The 18,388-nt window shown below is 47.3% G+C and carries 22 protein-coding genes; all 22 read left to right on the top strand.

What is annotated here, in order from left to right:
* The first annotated feature begins 27 nt into the window (after positions 1-27).
* Complete coding sequence (locus tag LG211_RS09170) at positions 28-636, top strand: HD domain-containing protein (RefSeq protein ID WP_227755175.1); 609 nt, start codon at positions 28-30, stop codon at positions 634-636.
* Positions 637-754: 118 nt separating this feature from the next.
* Positions 755-1,075 (top strand): hypothetical protein, encoded by a 321-nt coding sequence (locus tag LG211_RS09165; RefSeq protein WP_148395170.1) that lies wholly within the window; start codon positions 755-757, stop codon positions 1,073-1,075.
* A gap of 247 nt (positions 1,076-1,322) precedes the next feature.
* Positions 1,323-2,216, top strand: a complete 894-nt coding sequence (spoIIIAA, locus tag LG211_RS09160; protein WP_148395171.1) for a stage III sporulation protein AA — start codon at positions 1,323-1,325, stop codon at positions 2,214-2,216.
* The gene (locus tag LG211_RS09155; protein WP_148395172.1) at positions 2,209-2,727 is read left to right on the top strand and encodes a stage III sporulation protein AB; all 519 of its coding nucleotides are present in this window, start codon (positions 2,209-2,211) and stop codon (positions 2,725-2,727) included. The genes spoIIIAA and LG211_RS09155 overlap by 8 nt, the downstream gene beginning before the upstream one ends.
* Positions 2,728-2,749: 22 nt before the next feature.
* Entirely contained in the window at positions 2,750-2,947 is a 198-nt protein-coding gene (gene spoIIIAC / locus LG211_RS09150) for a stage III sporulation protein AC (RefSeq protein ID WP_465250792.1), read from the top strand.
* Between the two features lie 12 nt (positions 2,948-2,959).
* Positions 2,960-3,343, top strand: a complete 384-nt coding sequence (locus LG211_RS09145; RefSeq protein WP_148395173.1) for a SpoIIIAC/SpoIIIAD family protein — start codon at positions 2,960-2,962, stop codon at positions 3,341-3,343.
* Positions 3,344-3,355: 12 nt separating this feature from the next.
* Positions 3,356-4,450: a stage III sporulation protein AE gene (gene spoIIIAE / locus LG211_RS09140; RefSeq protein ID WP_148395174.1), complete on the top strand. Its 1,095-nt coding sequence runs from the start codon at positions 3,356-3,358 to the stop codon at positions 4,448-4,450.
* Positions 4,441-4,608 carry a stage III sporulation protein AF gene (locus LG211_RS09135; protein ID WP_227755173.1) on the top strand — a complete coding sequence of 56 codons (168 nt, stop codon included), beginning with the start codon at positions 4,441-4,443 and terminating at the stop codon, positions 4,606-4,608. The genes spoIIIAE and LG211_RS09135 overlap by 10 nt, the downstream gene beginning before the upstream one ends.
* A 41-nt stretch (positions 4,609-4,649) precedes the next feature.
* Complete coding sequence (locus LG211_RS09130) at positions 4,650-5,048, top strand: hypothetical protein (protein ID WP_148395176.1); 399 nt, start codon at positions 4,650-4,652, stop codon at positions 5,046-5,048.
* Complete coding sequence (locus LG211_RS09125; protein WP_148395177.1) at positions 5,045-5,683, top strand: SpoIIIAH-like family protein; 639 nt, start codon at positions 5,045-5,047, stop codon at positions 5,681-5,683. The genes LG211_RS09130 and LG211_RS09125 overlap by 4 nt, the downstream gene beginning before the upstream one ends.
* Positions 5,684-5,735: 52 nt before the next feature.
* Positions 5,736-6,113: an Asp23/Gls24 family envelope stress response protein gene (locus LG211_RS09120; RefSeq protein WP_148395178.1), complete on the top strand. Its 378-nt coding sequence runs from the start codon at positions 5,736-5,738 to the stop codon at positions 6,111-6,113.
* A complete protein-coding gene (nusB, locus tag LG211_RS09115) occupies positions 6,106-6,510 on the top strand; it encodes a transcription antitermination factor NusB (RefSeq protein ID WP_227755172.1) in 405 nt (134 codons plus the stop codon). The genes LG211_RS09120 and nusB overlap by 8 nt, the downstream gene beginning before the upstream one ends.
* A complete protein-coding gene (locus LG211_RS09110) occupies positions 6,503-7,474 on the top strand; it encodes a Kae1-like domain-containing protein (RefSeq protein WP_148395180.1) in 972 nt (323 codons plus the stop codon). The genes nusB and LG211_RS09110 overlap by 8 nt, the downstream gene beginning before the upstream one ends.
* Entirely contained in the window at positions 7,465-8,688 is a 1,224-nt protein-coding gene (xseA, locus tag LG211_RS09105; protein ID WP_227755171.1) for an exodeoxyribonuclease VII large subunit, read from the top strand. The genes LG211_RS09110 and xseA overlap by 10 nt, the downstream gene beginning before the upstream one ends.
* Complete coding sequence (gene xseB, locus LG211_RS09100) at positions 8,675-8,872, top strand: exodeoxyribonuclease VII small subunit (RefSeq protein WP_148395182.1); 198 nt, start codon at positions 8,675-8,677, stop codon at positions 8,870-8,872. Before xseA ends, xseB begins: the two co-directional genes overlap by 14 nt.
* Positions 8,873-8,885: 13 nt before the next feature.
* Complete coding sequence (locus LG211_RS09095; protein WP_148395183.1) at positions 8,886-9,782, top strand: polyprenyl synthetase family protein; 897 nt, start codon at positions 8,886-8,888, stop codon at positions 9,780-9,782.
* 2 nt (positions 9,783-9,784) lie between these two features.
* Positions 9,785-11,641, top strand: a complete 1,857-nt coding sequence (dxs, locus tag LG211_RS09090; protein ID WP_148395184.1) for a 1-deoxy-D-xylulose-5-phosphate synthase — start codon at positions 9,785-9,787, stop codon at positions 11,639-11,641.
* Positions 11,625-12,422, top strand: coding sequence for a TlyA family RNA methyltransferase (locus tag LG211_RS09085; RefSeq protein ID WP_148395353.1), 798 nt, complete (start codon positions 11,625-11,627; stop codon positions 12,420-12,422). The genes dxs and LG211_RS09085 overlap by 17 nt, the downstream gene beginning before the upstream one ends.
* Before the next feature lie 33 nt (positions 12,423-12,455).
* Complete coding sequence (locus LG211_RS09080; protein WP_269477367.1) at positions 12,456-13,646, top strand: pyridoxal phosphate-dependent aminotransferase; 1,191 nt, start codon at positions 12,456-12,458, stop codon at positions 13,644-13,646.
* Positions 13,647-13,724: 78 nt separating this feature from the next.
* Positions 13,725-16,331: a DNA mismatch repair protein MutS gene (gene mutS, locus LG211_RS09075; RefSeq protein WP_227755169.1), complete on the top strand. Its 2,607-nt coding sequence runs from the start codon at positions 13,725-13,727 to the stop codon at positions 16,329-16,331.
* Between the two features lie 10 nt (positions 16,332-16,341).
* Positions 16,342-16,512, top strand: coding sequence for a hypothetical protein (locus tag LG211_RS09070; protein WP_253019676.1), 171 nt, complete (start codon positions 16,342-16,344; stop codon positions 16,510-16,512).
* Between the two features lie 9 nt (positions 16,513-16,521).
* Positions 16,522-18,387 carry a DNA mismatch repair endonuclease MutL gene (mutL, locus tag LG211_RS09065; protein ID WP_269477366.1) on the top strand — a complete coding sequence of 622 codons (1,866 nt, stop codon included), beginning with the start codon at positions 16,522-16,524 and terminating at the stop codon, positions 18,385-18,387.
* Position 18,388 lies beyond the last annotated feature (1 nt).

Here is an 18,388-nt window from a genome sequence, read left to right as displayed (position 1 = left end):
AGAGCAAGGACTACGAAAGGAGCAAACATGAACAGTCAAAAGGAAGAAATAGATAGACTAGAAAAACAGTTTTCGTTTATTAAAGAGATCGACAAGGAGAAAAAGATTACCCGGCAGACCTACATATCCAGCGGAGAAAGAATGGAAAACGATGCCGAGCATGCGTGGCATATGGCGATCATGACCTTACTGTTGAGCGAGTATGCCAATGAAAACATCGATATTTTAAAAACCATATCCATGCTGCTGATACATGATTTGGTGGAAATTGACGCTGGTGATACCTATGCTTATGATGAAGCAGGCAAAGCTTCACAGCGGCAGCGGGAAGAACAGGCGGCCGAGCGGATTTTCGGGTTGCTGCCGCAGGATCAGGGAAAGAAGATGCGAGCTTTATGGGATGAATTTGAAAAAGGAGAGACAGCGGAAGCAAAGTTCGCCCATGCCATGGACAACATTCAGCCGGTTATGCTCAACGCAGAGACCGACGGAAAAGCCTGGGCAGAGCGGAACATCCATTTATCCCAAATCCTCAAACGAAACCAGGCAACTGCAGAAGGCTCGGACACTTTATGGAACTACGCCTATCATCATTTCATCATGCCCAATGTGGAGAAGGGGCGGATCAAAGAATGATGGCCTTGATTACGATCTACATGAAAATATTGTAAATTAATTACATAAAATAACATATATTGCTTGAAAGCTCGTAAAAGATGTGCTAGAATTAAGAAAAAAAGAAGGAGGTGAAAGTATGGAGCAGGAATTAAAGAACATGTTGACTTTGATTTATGAGGAAGTAAAGGAATTGAAAGTGCGAGTGACCAATCTGGAAACCCAGACAACTTCCCTTAGAGAAGATCTGGAAACCCGGACAACTTCTCTGAGAAACGATCTGCAAGCACAGATAAATTCTCTGAGAGAAGAACTGGACAAACGCACATCGGCGCTGGATCAGCAGGCAAAACGCCATTTCGAGATCCTCGAAAGAGATTTAGGCGGAGCCCTGGATTGGGGCAAATATCTGCAAGAAAAGAAAGTTGACAAAGAAGCCTTAAAACAAGCAGCCGTATAGACTGCAAAACCAAGTTGTCGCCGGGTGGGACCGGCAGTATTGTGACAGCAGAATTTTAAAAGTACCCACTTTTAAGCAAGCATTACAGAATAAAAATCTGTACATGGTTGCTTTTTTTATGCAAAAAATAACTATAGATTGTGAGAGCGGGCCGCTCTCTTTTTTCTGACCCTGATCTAAAAAAATCTGTAATAAAACCTTGTCCCAGGAATATGATGTATAAACAAAAGGGAAAAGGGGTGTTTTGATGAACAACTTGGAACAAATTTTAAATAAACTTCCGGATAATATCAGGGGGCCGGTCATGGATCTGCCGCAAACAATTCTCAATAATTTGGAGGAAATCAGAATAAAGGCTGAAAATGATATACGGGTCCTGTCAAAGAATCAGGAAATCGTAGTAGCGCTGAAAAAAAATGCGCTGGTTACCAGAGAAGATTTGGATACCATTTTAAATAACCTGCTGAACTATTCCTATTATGCCTATGAAGAAGAACTGGCAAAGGGTTACATAACCATCGAAGGCGGGCACAGAGTCGGAGTCTGCGGCAGGGCCGTTTTGGACAAGGGGAAAGTTTGCCTGATCAAGGAAATCTCATCCCTCAACATTAGACGCAGCAGAGAGATCATCGGCGTGGCAGATCGGGTGATCCCTCATATTCTGGACAAAAACAACGGCCTGCTCGCCAACACTTTGATTGTTTCACCGCCCAAATGCGGTAAAACCACATTACTTCGGGATCTGGTGCGCGTACTCAGCTACAAGGGCTATAAAGTAGGTCTGTGTGATGAACGCTCGGAGATTGCCGGCTCTTACTTGGGAAAACCCTCCTATGATTTAGGGCCCAGGACCGATGTGCTGGACGGATGCCCCAAAGCAGAAGGGATGACCATGCTGATTCGGGCAATGTCACCGGATGTGGTGGTCACCGATGAAATCGGGAAAACTGAGGATGTTTCTGCCATCGAAACGGCTGTTTGTGCCGGTGTCAGCATTCTGACAACGATTCACGGAAAAAATTACGATGACGTGATCGCTTCCAATATTGGACCGCTGGTTTCGAAAGGCGTTTTTTCCAGGATTGTGTTTCTGACCAACGATCCGCGGACGGGTACCATCGACGAGGTCCTTCATGCTTAAGGGAATTCTATGTCTGATCATCGTCTTTGCCTGCGGAGGACTGGGGCTTTTGAAAGCGCAGACATACAGCGCCCGGTTGGAAGACCTGGCGGATCTTAAGGATATGATCCACATTCTGCAGACCGAGATGAGCTATCGCAAGGATCCTCTCCCCAATGCCTTTGCACGTATCGCCTCATATAAGGATAATCGGGCAATGGATCTCTTGCGAAGGTGCAGCGATTCCATGAAAGAAAGTCTGGATTTAAAACAATGCTGGGAACAGGCCGTAAAGTACGCTTACGAAAAGAGCGGCAGCTGTCTGACCGGCGAGGATCTGGTCATTCTCAAAGATTTAGGACTGCAGCTGGGGAAAAGCGACATCAAAGGACAGGCTGCTATGTTTGCCCTTACAGAAACTAAGCTGGAAAATCAAATCGAGCAGGCGACCAAGGAGAAAGAGAGCAAGGGAAAGATGTACAAAGGCTTGGGATTTTCCATCGGCATCGTCATTGCGATCATTTTGATTTAACAGCAAAACAGGAGATAAATCTATGATGGATATCGATATTATATTTAAAATTGCGGCGATCGGCATCGCTATAGCCGTGCTCAATCAAATTCTGATCCGGGCGGGCAGGGAAGAGCAGGCCATGATGACTACCCTGGCGGGAATCGTCATCGTGCTCTTCCTGGTCGTCCAGATGATCAGTGAATTCTTTGACACAGTCAAAACATTGTTTCAGTTTTAAGGGGGACAGCCTATGGAAATCATGAAAATCGTTGCCATCGCCATAGGCGGAGTCATCATGGCAGCCGTCGTAAAAAACTTCAAGCCTGAATTTTCCATCTACGTGGTTCTGGCTACCGTGATCATTATTTTTCTCATGGCGCTGGACAAATTGACTACTGTGTTTCAATTTTTGGGAACTGTGTATGGAGAAATGACTTATGGGAAAAATTTCTTTCCTATTATTATAAAAGTTTTGGTGGTGGCATATCTGGCTGACTTTACAGCACAGCTCTGTAAAGACGCCGGGGAAAGCGCCATCGCAGGAAAAGTGGAGCTGGCAGGAAAAATTGTGATCTTTTATCTGTCCATGCCTATCCTCCTGGCGATCCTGGAACTGATCAATTCTGTGCTGTAAGGGGGGATATATTTGGATTACGATTCGATCATACAAGAACAAATGGGAAAGATGGACCTCTCCGAGCTGGAACAGATCATGGACGATGCGGCAAAACAGAGCAACGGACTTTTTTCCTCCATGTCCACCGATGATATTGTTCAAAGCTTTATCGACGGCAAACCGCTCTTTGACTCGGAGGTCATCATGAACAACCTCCTCGACGTCTTTTTATATGAAATCAAGGCGGGACTGATACTGGGCGTGGAAATCATCAGCATTTGCATTGTGATGGGTTTGCTTAAAAATTTTTCCAATTCTTTTGGGGACAAACCGGTGTCTACTTTGGGGACAGTTGTATGCAGCTGTTTAGTCATTACTCTTTGCTTAAAAAACTTCATGACGACATACGACGCATGTTTGGATACACTCAACATCATGACTAAAACCATGCAGATCCTTCTTCCGATCATGATACCGCTGCTGATCAGCATGGGCGGTTTTTCCTCCGGAGGAGTGCTCAATCCGGTTATCATCGGCGCCATTACCGCTTTCAATACAGCACTGCAAAAGTTCATTCTGCCCATTGTTTTTATTTCCAGCATTTTTATTCTCATTAACAGCTTGACAGAAAAGGATTATGTGAGCAGACTGGCGATCTTTCTGCGAAAGGCAGCGGTCTTCTTCACCGGGCTAGCCGTCACCATCTTTGCCGGATTAACTGCCATTCAGGGGCTGGTAACAAAAACCGCCGACGGACTCCTGGTCAATACGGCTCGTTATTCGGTGGATAACTTTGTACCTATTGTGGGCGGCTTTGCAGCCGATTCCATCGACATGGTCTTAAGCTGTGTGGCTGTAATAAAAAATGGGATCGGTGTGCTGGGAATTATCATCATTTTATGTCTGCTTGCCATGCCAGTATTGAAGATTTTGGCGATCGCGGTTATTTACAAAATCACAGCTATTCTAGTGGGTCCTATCGGTAACAAACAGATTGCAGACAGTTTGGGTGAAATGGGTAGCTCAGTTATCACCATGGCCGTTATTTTGTCCCTATGCGCGCTCATGTTTCTGATTTTTTTGACCATCATCATCGGCATCGGAGGAGGCACCCTATGGAAATGATGAAAGAATGGGTGAAGAACATCTTTATACTCATACTGGCCCTCACCTTTATCGAAATGCTGCTGCCCACCTCCCGAATGGAAAAATACATTAAGTTTATTTTTTCCCTGGTGGTGATGGCTACGATATTGTCGCCGCTTTTGATTTTGCTGGAATAAGCGGCAGAAGGTGAAATATATATATAAGGAGAGTGATCACAATGCTAGAAAAATTAAAAAAAGATCCAAAGATGAAGGATCTGGCAATAAAGATCATCGCCATACTCATCATCATCTCTGTAGCGCTGCTTTCTTTTGACGTATTTACACAGAATAAAGATGGACGGAAACAGATCATCGATGACGACGGCGGCACCGAAGCACAGCTTTGCAGCATTTTGACTGACATTAAGGGGGTAGGTGCTGTGGATGTGATGCTGCAATATGGTGAAAAAGACCAGATCACAGGAGTCATTGTAACCGCAGAGGGAGCAGATGATCCGGTCGTAAGGAATAATCTGGTCAATGCAGTGAGAGCCGTGTTCAACATACCGGTGTCCAGTGTTATGGTCTTTGAAAAAGACAATACAACTAAAAAGGATGGAGGAAGTGAATCATGAAAAAGCACAACTTTTGGGAAAAGATAAAAAAACATAGAAAATTGATCGGCGGGGCGCTGGTGGTGGCGCTGTGCCTGGGGGTGGTAACGGCCATCGGAGGTGTATTCCCGTCGCCGGACGCGGCGCAGAGCAATCAGGATATTCCCGAGCACGACGGCGATGTTCTTGTGGACAGCATTAATGTTAAGAATGAGAGCGAAACATCTGCCCAGGAAAATAAAAAAGAAACTGAAAAAACAAAAGAACCTGCGCCCGTCACTTCTGATGACGTCAGTGACCTGGAGAATACAGATACTTATTTCGAAGAAATGCGTGCTACCATCAACATGGACAGAAATCAAGTTATTTCCATGCTGACCGATGCGGAAACCACAGCCGACAGCAGCTCGGAAAAAGAAAGCGCCACACAGCAAAAGCTAAAGCTGCTCAAATATATGGAGCAGGAACAAAATGTAGAAAACGCGATTAAGACAAAAAAACTACCCGAATGTCTGGTTCTGATCACAGATAGCGGTGTCAACGTTACCGTTAATAAACAGGACTTGAATCAGTCTGATGTGGCAAAAATCTGTGACGTAATCATGCGGGAAACCGGCAGAAAAGCACCGGAGATCGTTATTCAAAGCAAGTTTTAGACATTGTAATCACGGGGTAAATTTGTTATAATAAGTCCCGAGGTGAAAATGAATGAATGTGGTAAATGAACAGAAATCCGGTACCCTGAAAATCTCCGATGAGGTAATCGCCGTCTGCGCAGCAAATGCTGCCTTAAAGACGGATGGTGTGGCGGAGCTGGCCGGCGGCCTGACCAATGCGCTTTCAAAAAACTTTTTAGGCAAAGAGCTGCTGTACAAGGGCGTAAAGGTTTCTCAGGGTGAGGCCGGTGTGATCATAGACATATTCGTCATTGTGGACTACCAGGTGAATATACCGGCTGTTGCATGGAATATCCAGGAACACGTCAAAAAAGAAGTGGAATCCATGACGGAAATGACGGTAGAAGCTGTAAATATCAATGTACAGGGAGTCCACATACCCGAGGAGGAGGCCCCAATACATGACTAGAACCGAAGCAAGAGAACGATTGATGCAGCTGTTATTTCAGATGGAGATTCAAAACGATTACAGCGATGAGATAAAAAACAACTATATCGACGACCACTTTAAGAACGACCATCAGCTTTCCTACGCGATCAAACTGTGCAATGCGGTCATACAGCATCTGCCTGAGATCGATGCTAAGCTAAATGAGAGCAGTTCCAAATGGAACATTCAGAGGATGGCAAAAGTAGATCTGGCCATAACCAGACTGGCCATGGGAGAAGTTCTTTACATGGACGATATTCCTGATGCGGTGGCAATTAACGAAGCGGTGGATATGGCCAAAAAATACAGCGCGGAAGACTCCAGGAAATTTATCAACGGAGTGCTGGGCCAGATTGTGAAACAGAAACATGCTTAGGAATCGGGACTATGTGCTGGGAATCGATACCAGCAATTACAAGACTTCCGCAGCGATTACAGATGCACAGGGTAAGATTTTATGCGATCTGCGAAAGCTGCTGCATGTAAAACAGGGCGAACGAGGGCTGAGACAGTCAGACGCCCTTTTTCAGCATGTGGAAAACCTGCCAAAGCTTTTGGAAGAAGCGCTGGCAGACGACAGGGCCCGGCGTATCGCAGCAGTCGCCTGTTCTGACCGGCCAAGGCCGCAGGAAGGCTCCTATATGCCGGTATTCAAAGCCGGAATCGGATTTGGACAAGCCGTGGCAGCGGCGCTCCAGGTGCCATTTTTTACCTTTTCCCATCAGGAAGGACACATTGAAGCAATCAAGTCCAGTTCCGGGCTTTCCCATCAAACACGTTTTCTGTGTTACCATTTGTCCGGCGGCACCTGCGAACTTTTGGAAGTCAACGAAGGAAATATTCAAATCATCGGCGGCTCTAAAGATCTTTCTTTCGGACAGGTGATCGATCGGGTCGGCGTCAAACTAGGCCTGAATTTTCCTGCGGGTGAAGAAATGGACCAGCTGGCCATAGGTGCTGAAAAGCCATCTGCCTATTTGAAAAAGATTCCGGCAGACGATTTGTTTTTCAATCTGTCCGGTATCGAAACCCAATGCGGCAGACAAGCCGAGTTGATGATGCAGCAGGCTTCCACAGAAGAAGAAAAAGCCGAGCTGGTGCGGGAGCTGTTTGATAAAATAACCCGCATTTTAATCGAAATTACGCAAAAGGCCAGCAACGAGACGTCGATAACTAACATTATGTATACCGGAGGAGTTTCCTCCAGCCGCTGCATTAGCGGACAATTGAAAAGACATTTTTCCAATACCGGGATATCCGTAGAATTCGGGCAGCAGCGGCTGTCCCAGGACAATGCTGTGGGTATCGCGCTTCTTGGGGGTAAGAAATTATGGCTATAAAACCAATCAAGGTTTCACAGCTGAACGGATATATTAAGCGGATCCTGCAGACCGATCCGCTCCTTGGAAACGTATCCGTGGTCGGTGAAATTTCAAATCTGAAGTTTCATGGTTCCGGCCACGTCTACTTTTCCCTGAAGGATGCAGACAGCAAGCTCAACTGCTTTCTCCCGCAGCAGCGAGCCGAAGCTTTGCGCTATGAGCTTTCAGAAGGGATGGAAATCACGGCCAGCGGATACATTTATCTGTACGAACGAGGGGGCAGCTATTCGCTCAATATACGCGATATTGAAGTGGCCGGCCTGGGAAACCTCTCCGTTGCCTTTGAAAAACTGAAAGCAAAACTGGAAGCAGAAGGGATTTTTGACGCTGCCCATAAAAAACCAATTCCGTTTTTTCCGGAAAAGATTGCAGTCATTACTTCGGAAACCGGAGCTGCCATTCGAGATATTTTGAAGATTATCAAAAGCAAGAATCATTATACGGACGTGCTGATTTATCCGGTCCTGGTCCAGGGACCGGCGGCAGCCGGACAGATCGCAGAAGCCATCGATCAGGTCAACTGCCTTTTTCCGGAAACGGATACTATCATCGTAGGCAGAGGCGGAGGCTCCATGGAGGAGCTTTGGGCCTTTAATGAGGAAATCGTGGCCCGCAGCATATACCAGTCCAAGATTCCCGTTATTTCCGCAGTGGGCCATGAAACAGACATTACCATCGCCGACTTCGCGGCCGATAAGAGGGCGGAAACGCCGACAGCTGCGGCAGCTATGGCAGTGCCGGATATCGGCGAGCTGAAGATTTATGTGGACAATTTAATGAAAACGCTGGCAGCAGACGCCAGTTCCTATATCCGCTATCAGCAGATGCATTTGAAAAGCCTGGATCTGGCGGCCTTTAAAAGAGATTTGGAGAGCCGGATCGTCATGGAACAGATGCGTATTGAGAATTTAAAATCCCAAGCCCAAAACCGGGTTCTAGGAATCATTGCCCAATTGGAGAAAGAGGTCAACCTGCATAAGTCTAGTCTGGAATCTTTCAACCCGGCAGCAATCATGGCCAGAGGATACAGCGCTGTTTTGGATAACAGCCGCAGATTGGTCGGCAGGGCTGAAAAGCTGAGAAAAAACGATCGTATCACCTTGGTTATGAAAGACGGGGAAGCAGACTGCGAAGTGACAGAAATAAGGAGGGACAGCCATGAGCAAAGCTGAAAACAAGCCGAAGTTTGAAGAAATTCTGGCAAAGCTGGAACAAAGCTCGGAAAACTTAAAAAAAGAAAACATCACGCTGGAAGATGCCCTGAAAAATTTCGAAGAAGGAATTGCATATTATGAAGCGTGCAGCGAGATATTAAATAATGCCAAACAAAAAATCGAAACGTATTCCAAGGAATAGAGGGAGGGCTACCATGCCGGAATTAATTAGAAAAAGATATAAAGAACTGATAGAAGAACACATTCTGGATTTCCTGCCGGATATTGATCACAAAAGCATTACGCTCTATGAATCTATGAAATACAGCCTTTCGGCAGGCGGTAAGCGGATACGCCCGATGCTGCTCTTAGCTGCGGCAGAATTTACCGGCTGCAAGCTGGAGGCCGCTATCCCATATGCCTGCGCAGTTGAATATATGCACACTTATTCGCTGATTCACGACGATCTTCCGGCCATGGATGACGATCAGCTGCGAAGAGGTGTTCCAACAAACCATATCATTTACGGCGAAGCCATGGCTATTCTGGCTGGGGACGGACTGCAGTCGGCTGCGTACGAAGCCATGAACAAGGACATGCTCCTTTATTTCGATGATCCCGATAAGCTGAAAAAGCGTATTCGCGCCTCTTATGAGATTGCAAAAGGCTCCGGATGCCGGGGCATGGTGGCCGGTCAAGTGGCTGATATCGAATCGGAGGACAAGGCGTGCTCCCGGGAAATGCTGGACTATATCCATTTGACCAAAACAGCGGCTCTCATCGTGGCGGCAGTTCGTGCGGGAGCACAGCTGGGCGGCGCAGATGCGGAAACGCTCAATAACTTGACCATTTATGCGGAAAATCTGGGCTTGGCCTTCCAGATTGCCGATGATATCCTCGATGTGGTAGGCAGCGAAAAAGAGATGGGAAAAAAGGCCGGTGTGGATCAAGTGAAGAAAAAATCCACCTATCCATCCCTCTATGGACTGGAAGCATCCAAGGCCAAGCTGATGGAGTTGACGGACAACGCCATTGAAGCACTGTCTTCTTACTATGACAATGCAGAATTCTTTACTAAACTAGCAACAGACTTAGCAGTACGAGGCAAATAAGCATGAAAAAATTATTGGAATATCAGTTTCCTCAGGATTTGAAAACAATGACCGAAAACGAGTTGGAGCTTTTATCCTATGAGATTCGGGATTTCCTGATCAGCAATATTTCCAAGACTGGAGGCCATCTGGCCTCCAATCTTGGTGTAGTGGAATTATCCATTGCTTTACATAAAGTCTTTGACACTCCCACAGACAAACTGATCTGGGATGTAGGACATCAATCTTATGTACACAAAATCCTCACCGGAAGGGCCGAGGGATTTCAGACGCTGCGAAAATTCGGCGGCATGAGCGGCTTTCCCAAGGTGAAGGAAAGCGAATACGACACCTTTGATACCGGGCACAGCAGCACCTCCATATCCGTTGCTGCCGGAATGGCGGCTGCCAGAGATTTGGCAAAGGAAGACTTCAAAATCGCAGCCATCATCGGAGACGGCGCTCTTACAGGAGGTTTGGCCTATGAAGCCATGAACAATGTGGGTGTTTCCAAGACCAATCTAGTAGTCATTCTAAATGATAACGGTATGTCCATCGCTCCCAATACCGGCGGGGTGTCCAAATATCTGAGCAAGCTGCGCGGATCCCGCAAATATACCGATTTTAAGAAGCGGGTAAAAAAGAACATTTCCGAAATTCCAGGCATTGGAAAAGGAGTCGTTTCCGGCATGCAGCATATGCGGGATTCTCTCAAATATGCCGTTCTGGACGGCATCATGTTCGAAGAGCTGGGATTCAAATATTTTGGTCCTGTGGACGGACACAATATGGAAGTGCTTTTGGAGACCCTTACCATGGCCAAAGAAGTCGACGGTCCGGTGTTCATTCACGTTATCACCAAAAAAGGCAAAGGCTATAAAAGCGCCGAAGAAACACCCAGCAAATATCATGGTACGGGGCCTTTCGATCCAACAACAGGACGCCAGCATAAGAGCGGCGGAAGCGTACCTTCCTATTCGGACGTATTCGGCAATAAGATGATCCAAATGGCGAAAACCAACAATAAAATCGTCGCCATTGGAGCGGCTATGCTGGAAGGCACAGGCTTGAAGGGCTTTAAGGAACGATATCCCGCCAGAACCTTTGACGTGGGCATTGCAGAAGGCCATGCGGTAACCTTTGCTGCGGGAATGGCGGCCGGCGGCTACCGTCCGGTAGTTGCCATCTATTCTACGTTTCTGCAGCGTGCCTATGATCAAATGATAGAAGACGTTTGTCTGCAAAATCTTCCGGTGGTTTTCGCCATCGACCGTGCGGGCATTGTGGGCGCTGACGGAGAAACCCACCATGGTATGTTCGACCTTTCCTATCTGAGCCATATGCCCAATATGACCATTCTGGCTCCCGCAGACAGAGGTGAGCTGGAACAAATGCTGGAATACGCCATGACGCTGGAAGGCCCGTGCGCTATTCGCTATCCGAGAGGCGAGGCTATGGATCTGGGGTTGAACTGTCCGATCCAAGGCAGCCTGGTTATTGAAGAAGGAAGGGACGTGGAACTTTGGGCGGCCGGCAATATGCTGACCGTGGGCTTTCAGGTGCAGGAAGTATTGAAGAAAAACTCCATCGATGCCGGGCTGATCGATGCCCGTTTTGTCCGTCCCTTGGACCAGAAGGCCATAACCGCGTCTGCTGAGCGGACAAGACTGATCGTCACCTTGGAAGACAATGTGATCACCGGAGGCTTTGGAGAAAATCTGGCCGCGGCCATGATGGAATCCCCGGTAAAGGTTCTCAATTTCGGCTGGCCGGATCGTTTTATCGAACACGGAAGCATCGGTCAGCTCTTTGAAAAATATGGATTAAATCCCGAAAGTATTGCAGAAAGGATTTGTGAATATCTTGAAAAACAGGCTTGATGTGATTCTGGTAGAGCGGGGATTGTTTCCCTCAAGGGAAAAGGCCAAAGCTGCTGTTATGGCGGGTGTTGTCTACGTGGACGGCCAAAAGGTAGATAAGGCCGGGACTCCTGTGGATGAACAGGCGCCCATTCATATAAAGGAAAACCTTTGCCCTTACGTGAGCAGAGGAGGACTGAAGCTGGAGAAAGCTGTGGCAGAATTCAGGTTTTCCCTGAGAGAAGCGGTCTGCATGGATATTGGCGCCTCCACCGGAGGCTTTACCGACTGCATGCTGCAAAAAGGCGCCAGGAAAGTCTTTGCAGTGGATGTGGGCTATGGGCAGCTGGATTGGAAGCTGCGCAACGACAAGCGGGTTGTCAATATGGAAAAAGTCAATATCCGCTACCTGGATTTAGAGTCCGTCGACCACGACCTGGATTTTATCAGTATTGATGTTTCGTTTATTTCCCTAAAATTGGTGTTTCCAATAGCTTCTGTGCTGCTGGCTGCCGGCGGCAGTCTGGTTTGTCTGGTAAAGCCCCAGTTTGAAGCGGGGAGGGAGCAGGTAGGCAAAAAAGGGATCGTCCGCGACAAAAACGTCCATAAAGAAGTCATTCAAAAGGTGATCGGGTATGGGCAGGATAATGGTCTTTATGCTCATGGGCTGACTTTTTCTCCGGTTACGGGAGCAAAAGGAAACATTGAATACCTGCTGTACCTGAAAAAGCAGCAGGCCCCAGAAGAGCAAAAGGTCGATGTGGATGCAGTTGTATTAACCTCTCATTCAGAGTTGGAATAAAAGGAATTAGAGAAGAAAAGGAGAATAATAAGAATGAAATTATCTGACAAGGTGCTGGCAATGCAGCATTCGCCCATCCGAAAATTCAATCCCATCGCGCAGAAGGCAAAGGAAGCCGGCAAAAAAGTTTACCATCTCAATATCGGACAGCCGGATATCGAAACCCCCGACTGTTTTATGGATGCGATTAAGAATTTTGACGAGAAAGTCATCGCCTATGCCGAATCAGGCGGCGTAACGGTTTTGCAGGACGCTATATCTGATTACTTTAAGCAATATGGAATGAATTATGGCAGGGATCAGATTATTGTGACCAACGGCGGTTCGGAAGCATTGAGCATGATCTTCATCTCCCTGCTCAATCCAAAAGATGAGGTGCTGATCCCGGAACCTTTCTATACCAATTATCATACCTTTGTCACCATGGCGGACGGCGTGGTCGTGCCCATTACAACCACGCCGGAAGAGGGATATCACTATGCGGACGCCGAGAAAATTGAGGCCGCCATCACACCCAATACGAAGGCCATCTGCTGCATCAGTCCGGGCAACCCAACCGGTGTCGTCCTCACCTTGGACGAAATGAAGCTGATCGGCGAAATCGCTAAAAAGTACGATCTATGGATTATAGCGGACGAAGTATACAGGGAATTTGCTTATGACGGCCGGGAGGTGACATCGTTCGGCATGATGGACGATCTGGCTGATCGAGTCATCATCGTCGATTCGGTTTCCAAGCGGTTTTCAGCCTGCGGCGCCAGAATTGGCTGCATTGCTGCCAAAAACAAAGACCTTTTGGACAATCTGATGAAAATCGCCCAGGGCAGACTTTGTTCGCCCACCGTCGATCAGATCGGAGCAGCAGCCCTCTACAAGCTTCCCAAATCCTATTACAATGAAATACGCGCCGAATACGAAGCAAGACGGGACGCTGTCTATGAAGAACTGATGAAGATTCCAGGGGTCGTCTGTCAAAAACCGGGAGGAGCTTTTTATCTCACTGCCAAATTGCCGGTGGAAGACGCATCGGATTTTCTCATGTTCCTGTTGACGGAATTTGACGATCACGGCGAAACTGTTATGTTTTCACCTGCTGAAGGATTTTATGCTACGCCGGACCTGGGCCGTGAGGAAATGCGTATTGCCTATGTCCTGAACCAGAAGGATATGGCACGCGGAGTCCAGCTGATCCGCCTGGGCATGGAAGCCTATAGCAAGCGATAGATGGACAGCCCTGGGAGGCAAAGGGCGCTTCTCAGGGCACTCTTTTTTCTATAAGAACAGAAAGGATTCAAGAAACTTATGGCACTGTCACCAATGATGCAGCAATATATAAAAATCAAGCAAGACTATGAGGATTGTATCCTCTTTTTCAGGTTGGGTGACTTTTATGAAATGTTTTATGAGGATGCAAAGACTGCTTCCAGAGAATTGGAGCTGACCCTGACCGGAAAAAACTGCGGACAGGAGGAGCGTGCTCCCATGTGCGGCGTACCTTTTCATTCTGCGGATACATATATTGCCCGTCTGGTGGAAAAGGGATATAAAGTGGCCATCTGCGAGCAGACGGAGGATCCGTCGCAGGCGAAGGGTATTGTAAAACGGGAAGTCATCCGCATCGTTACACCCGGAACGGTCATCAGCCAGACCATGCTCAAGGAAACGGAGAACAATTATATTGCCTCCGTTTTCAACATGGGAGAAAAGACAGGCCTGGCCTATTGCGATGTTTCCACAGGAGAAATCTACGGGACCGAGCTTCCCCGCGACAACGCCTTTGAAACGCTGCTCAACGAATTGGTAAAAATTCGCGCCAGAGAGATCTTGATCAACGAGGATCATCTTCTGGATCTGGATGAAATGAAGCTGGTCACAGAAGCGTACTTCAATCCTTTGGGAAATGATTATTACAACGATCGGGCGGTTTCTGACGCGGTTCTCCGCCAGTTCAAGGTGAAAGCCCTGTTAGGGCTGGGGCTGGAGGAAAACACGGCTGTGGTCCGGGCTCTGGGCGCCATGCTGCTCTACCTCCACGAGACACAGAAAAACAGCCTTGAGCATATTTCCTGGCTTCATTTATATGAAATGGGCACCCATATGTGCCTGGACAAGGCGACCATTAAAAATCTGGAGCTGACCGAAACCCTTTTTGAAAAGAAGATTCAAGGCTCCCTGCTGGGCGTGCTGGATAAGACCAGCACTGCCATGGGCTCCCGCAAATTGAAGCAATGGATCAAAGAACCCCTCAACAACGCCCATGACATCAACCTGCGGCTGGAAGCGGTGGAGGTTCTCACCGATGATCTTCTTATGCGCAACAATATCCGGGAAAGCCTGAAACAAATTTATGACTTTGAACGGCTGGCCGGTCGGATCGCTTGCGGCAGCGCTAACGGAAAAGATTTGATCGCTCTGCGGAATTCCTGTTTTGTGCTTCCGGACATAAAGAATGATTTATCAGGGTGTGGCAGCCGGCTTCTTTCGGAGCTGGAACAAGAGATCGATGATTTAAAACCGGTATACGCCTTGATTGATCGAGCGATTGTTGAGGAACCGCCCTTTGCCATTAAAGAAGGGGGCATGATCAAAGAAGGATATTCCAAGGAGCTGGATGAGCTGAAATTCTCCATCAAAGATGCGCAGAACTGGATTGCACAGCTGGAGAGTACTGAACGGGAGCGGACAGGCATTAAAAACTTGAAGGTGGGATTTAACAAAGTCTTTGGTTATTTTTTGGAAGTGACCAAATCCTATTATGAGATGATCCCCGATAACTATGTGCGCAAACAGACTCTGGCCAATTGTGAACGGTTTATCACGCCTGAACTGAAAGAGATGGAAAGCCTGGTTCTCAATGCTGAAGTGAAGATCAACCAGATGGAATACGAACTCTTCACCCAGGTGCGCGGCGAAATTCAAAGACATATCCGCCAGATTCAAAAAACTTCGGCAGCCGTTTCCAGCTTGGATGTTTTAACAGCCTTCTCTTTGGTTGGCCAGCAGAATAACTATATTCGGCCGGTTGTGGATGAATCGGACACGATTGAAATTGAAAAGGGACGTCATCCTGTGATCGAACAGACGATTCGCGATGGAATCTTTGTCAGCAATGACACCTATCTGGACAGAGACAGAGACAGCCTGCTTTTGATCACCGGGCCCAATATGGCTGGTAAATCCACTTATATGCGCCAAACCGCGTTGATTGTACTGTTGGCACAGTCAGGCTGCTTCGTGCCGGCAGACAGCGCACATATCGGCATTGTGGATCGGATTTTTACCAGAATTGGGGCTTCCGACAATCTTGCCCAAGGACAGAGTACCTTTTTCGTTGAAATGAGCGAACTGGCATACATACTCAATTCTGCAACGGAAAAAAGCTTGATTATTCTTGATGAAATCGGCCGGGGAACCAGCACATACGACGGATTATCCATCGCCTGGGCCGCAGCTGAATACCTGTGCAAAACCAAACGCCAGGTGCGGACGCTGTTCGCTACCCATTATCACGAAATGACGACTCTGGAGGGGTATATGAAAGGTCTGCGCAATCTCAATGTGGATGTAGCTGAAGAAAACGGCAATGTAGTTTTCTTGCATAAGATCATCGAAGGCAGCGCCAGCAGGAGCTATGGGATCCAGGTGGCAAAACTGGCCGGTGTGCCGTCTTTGCTCCTTGAGCGGGCGGCGGATAAATTGAAAGAACTAGAGGAAGGACGTCCGATATCGGAGAACTCTTCTGGAGCTGAAGAGCCGTCTGTCATGGCAGAGGAAGAGCAGCAGATTTCCTTTTTCGGTTTTGCTCCAAACCCGGTGGTCGAACGGTTAAAAAGCCTGGATTTGATGAATCTGACTCCATCGGAAGCATTTAAAATTTTGGAACAATTGAAAGAGGCAGCAGAGGGATAAGGAGGAAATTTTGAAATATTTGATTATTTTAGTACCAATCGTACTGCTCATTGCAACCATTTATCTCATCCGTCAGGCCAACGCCAAGAAAGATTATCCAAAGTCAGCGGCTATGAAAAAATGGATCGGAAGTGAAGTGGTATTACTGGTCATTTGTATTGCCATTGTATGTACCTTATAGGAGACAGCCATGATTCGGATTTTAGAAAAAGAGGTTGCAGATAAAATCGCAGCCGGGGAGGTGGTGGACCGACCCCTATCCATTGTTAAAGAGTTGGTGGAAAACTCCATCGATGCCGGAGCATCGGCGATCACAGTAGAAATTAAAAAGGGCGGCAAAGCTTATATCCGGGTTACGGACAACGGGTGCGGGATCGAGGCCGATCAAGTGGAAACAGCGTTTTTGCGCCATGCAACCAGCAAAATCTCTCAAGCGAAAGATCTGGAGACAATTGAAACATTGGGTTTTCGGGGAGAAGCTCTGGCCAGTATTGCTGCTGTCTCTCGGACTGAAATCATAACCAAGATAGCAAATGCGCCGGCAGGGGTAAGGCTGGCGGTTGAAGGCAGCAGGCCGGCTGAAAAGGAGATGACCGGGTGTCCCAATGGAACTACGGTTGTTGTCCGAGATTTGTTCTACAACACTCCGGCCAGACAGAAATTCATGAAATCCGACGCATCGGAAAGCAGCTTGATTATAGAGTTCATCTCTCAGATTGCGCTTGCTTACGCCAATGTGAAGATTCGTCTTGTCAATAATGGAAGTCTGCTTTTTACCACACCGGGAAAAGGGGACCGCTATCAAAATATCCTCACGGTTTACAGCCGGGAAATCGGCGATGAGCTGATTCCAGTGCAGGGGCAGCAAGGTAACCTTTCTCTGGAGGGATACATATCAGGACCAGGGCTTTCTCATGCCACACGAAAACATCAGATTTTTTTCATCAATGGCAGAGTTGTAAACAGCAAAATTCTGCAAAAAGGTATCAGCCAGGCATATTCGGATAAACTCTTTGAAGGAAGATTTCCGGCAGCTTACTTGTTTCTGCAGGCAGCTCCTCAGACATTGGATGTGAATATCCATCCCAATAAGCGGGAGGTGCGTTTTGACAATGAGGCTATAGTTACAGAATTTGTCCGCCAGATTCTTCGGCAGGCACTCCTTTCCAAAGAATCCATACCAGCTGTAACAGAAAAGGATGTTTTTCGTAAAGAGCGAAGCGAGGAGTACAAGGCTGCGGCGAAAAAAACGGATTTTCGCAAAGCTGCTCCTGTTCCGCCGCCTGAAGAAGAACAGGTTGATATAAAAAAATTATTGTCAACCATACGCCAGGAGGAAGAAAAAAAGGAGCCGTCCATTAAAGAGGAAGCTGCTTCCTATCATGCGGATCCCGGACCGGCGGCAGCATCGGTTTCAGCCGAAGGAAAAAAAGCGGATCCGCTCGTGCAGATAAAAAAGCCTCAGACACCGGCGCCGTTTGATTTCGATGACCTGACCATCACCGGTTCCATCTTTGGCACTTATATTACTGCCATTGATGAAACTTGCTTTTATCTCATCGATCAGCATGCGGCCCACGAGCGGGTTTTCTTTGAAAAACTGATGGACCAATACCGAAGCTCCGAAAAACACAGCCAGCCCATTATGATCCCCATTATGCTCAATGTTTCTTATCCTGCTGCAGAGGAGCATGAAGAATGGATGGAGCCCCTCAGGCAGATGGGTTTTTCAGTGGAAGGGTTCGGGCCCAAGACCTACATTGTGAAAGAAATTCCCATGTTCATGGGCCTGGATGAAGCGGAACGTTTTCTCAACGATTTTGTAGACAGCGCTTCCGCGGGCATCAAGATGGATCACGCGCCTGCCATTGAAAAATTAACCATGCGCTCCTGCAAAAGCGCGGTAAAGGCCCACGATTACTTAAAAGATAGCGAGATCGACCAACTGATGGCTGATTTGAAAAAGTGCGAGAATCCATTTTCCTGCCCCCATGGCAGACCGACCTTCATAAAAATGACCCAATATGAGATTGAAAAAATGTTTAAAAGAGTTTGAT

This window comes from Hominibacterium faecale (assembly GCF_020734085.1).
Taxonomy (GTDB): domain Bacteria; phylum Bacillota; class Clostridia; order Peptostreptococcales; family Anaerovoracaceae; genus Hominibacterium; species Hominibacterium faecale.
The sequence above is the reverse complement of the archived record's forward strand: the minus strand, read 5'-3'. Positions and strand labels throughout refer to the sequence as shown.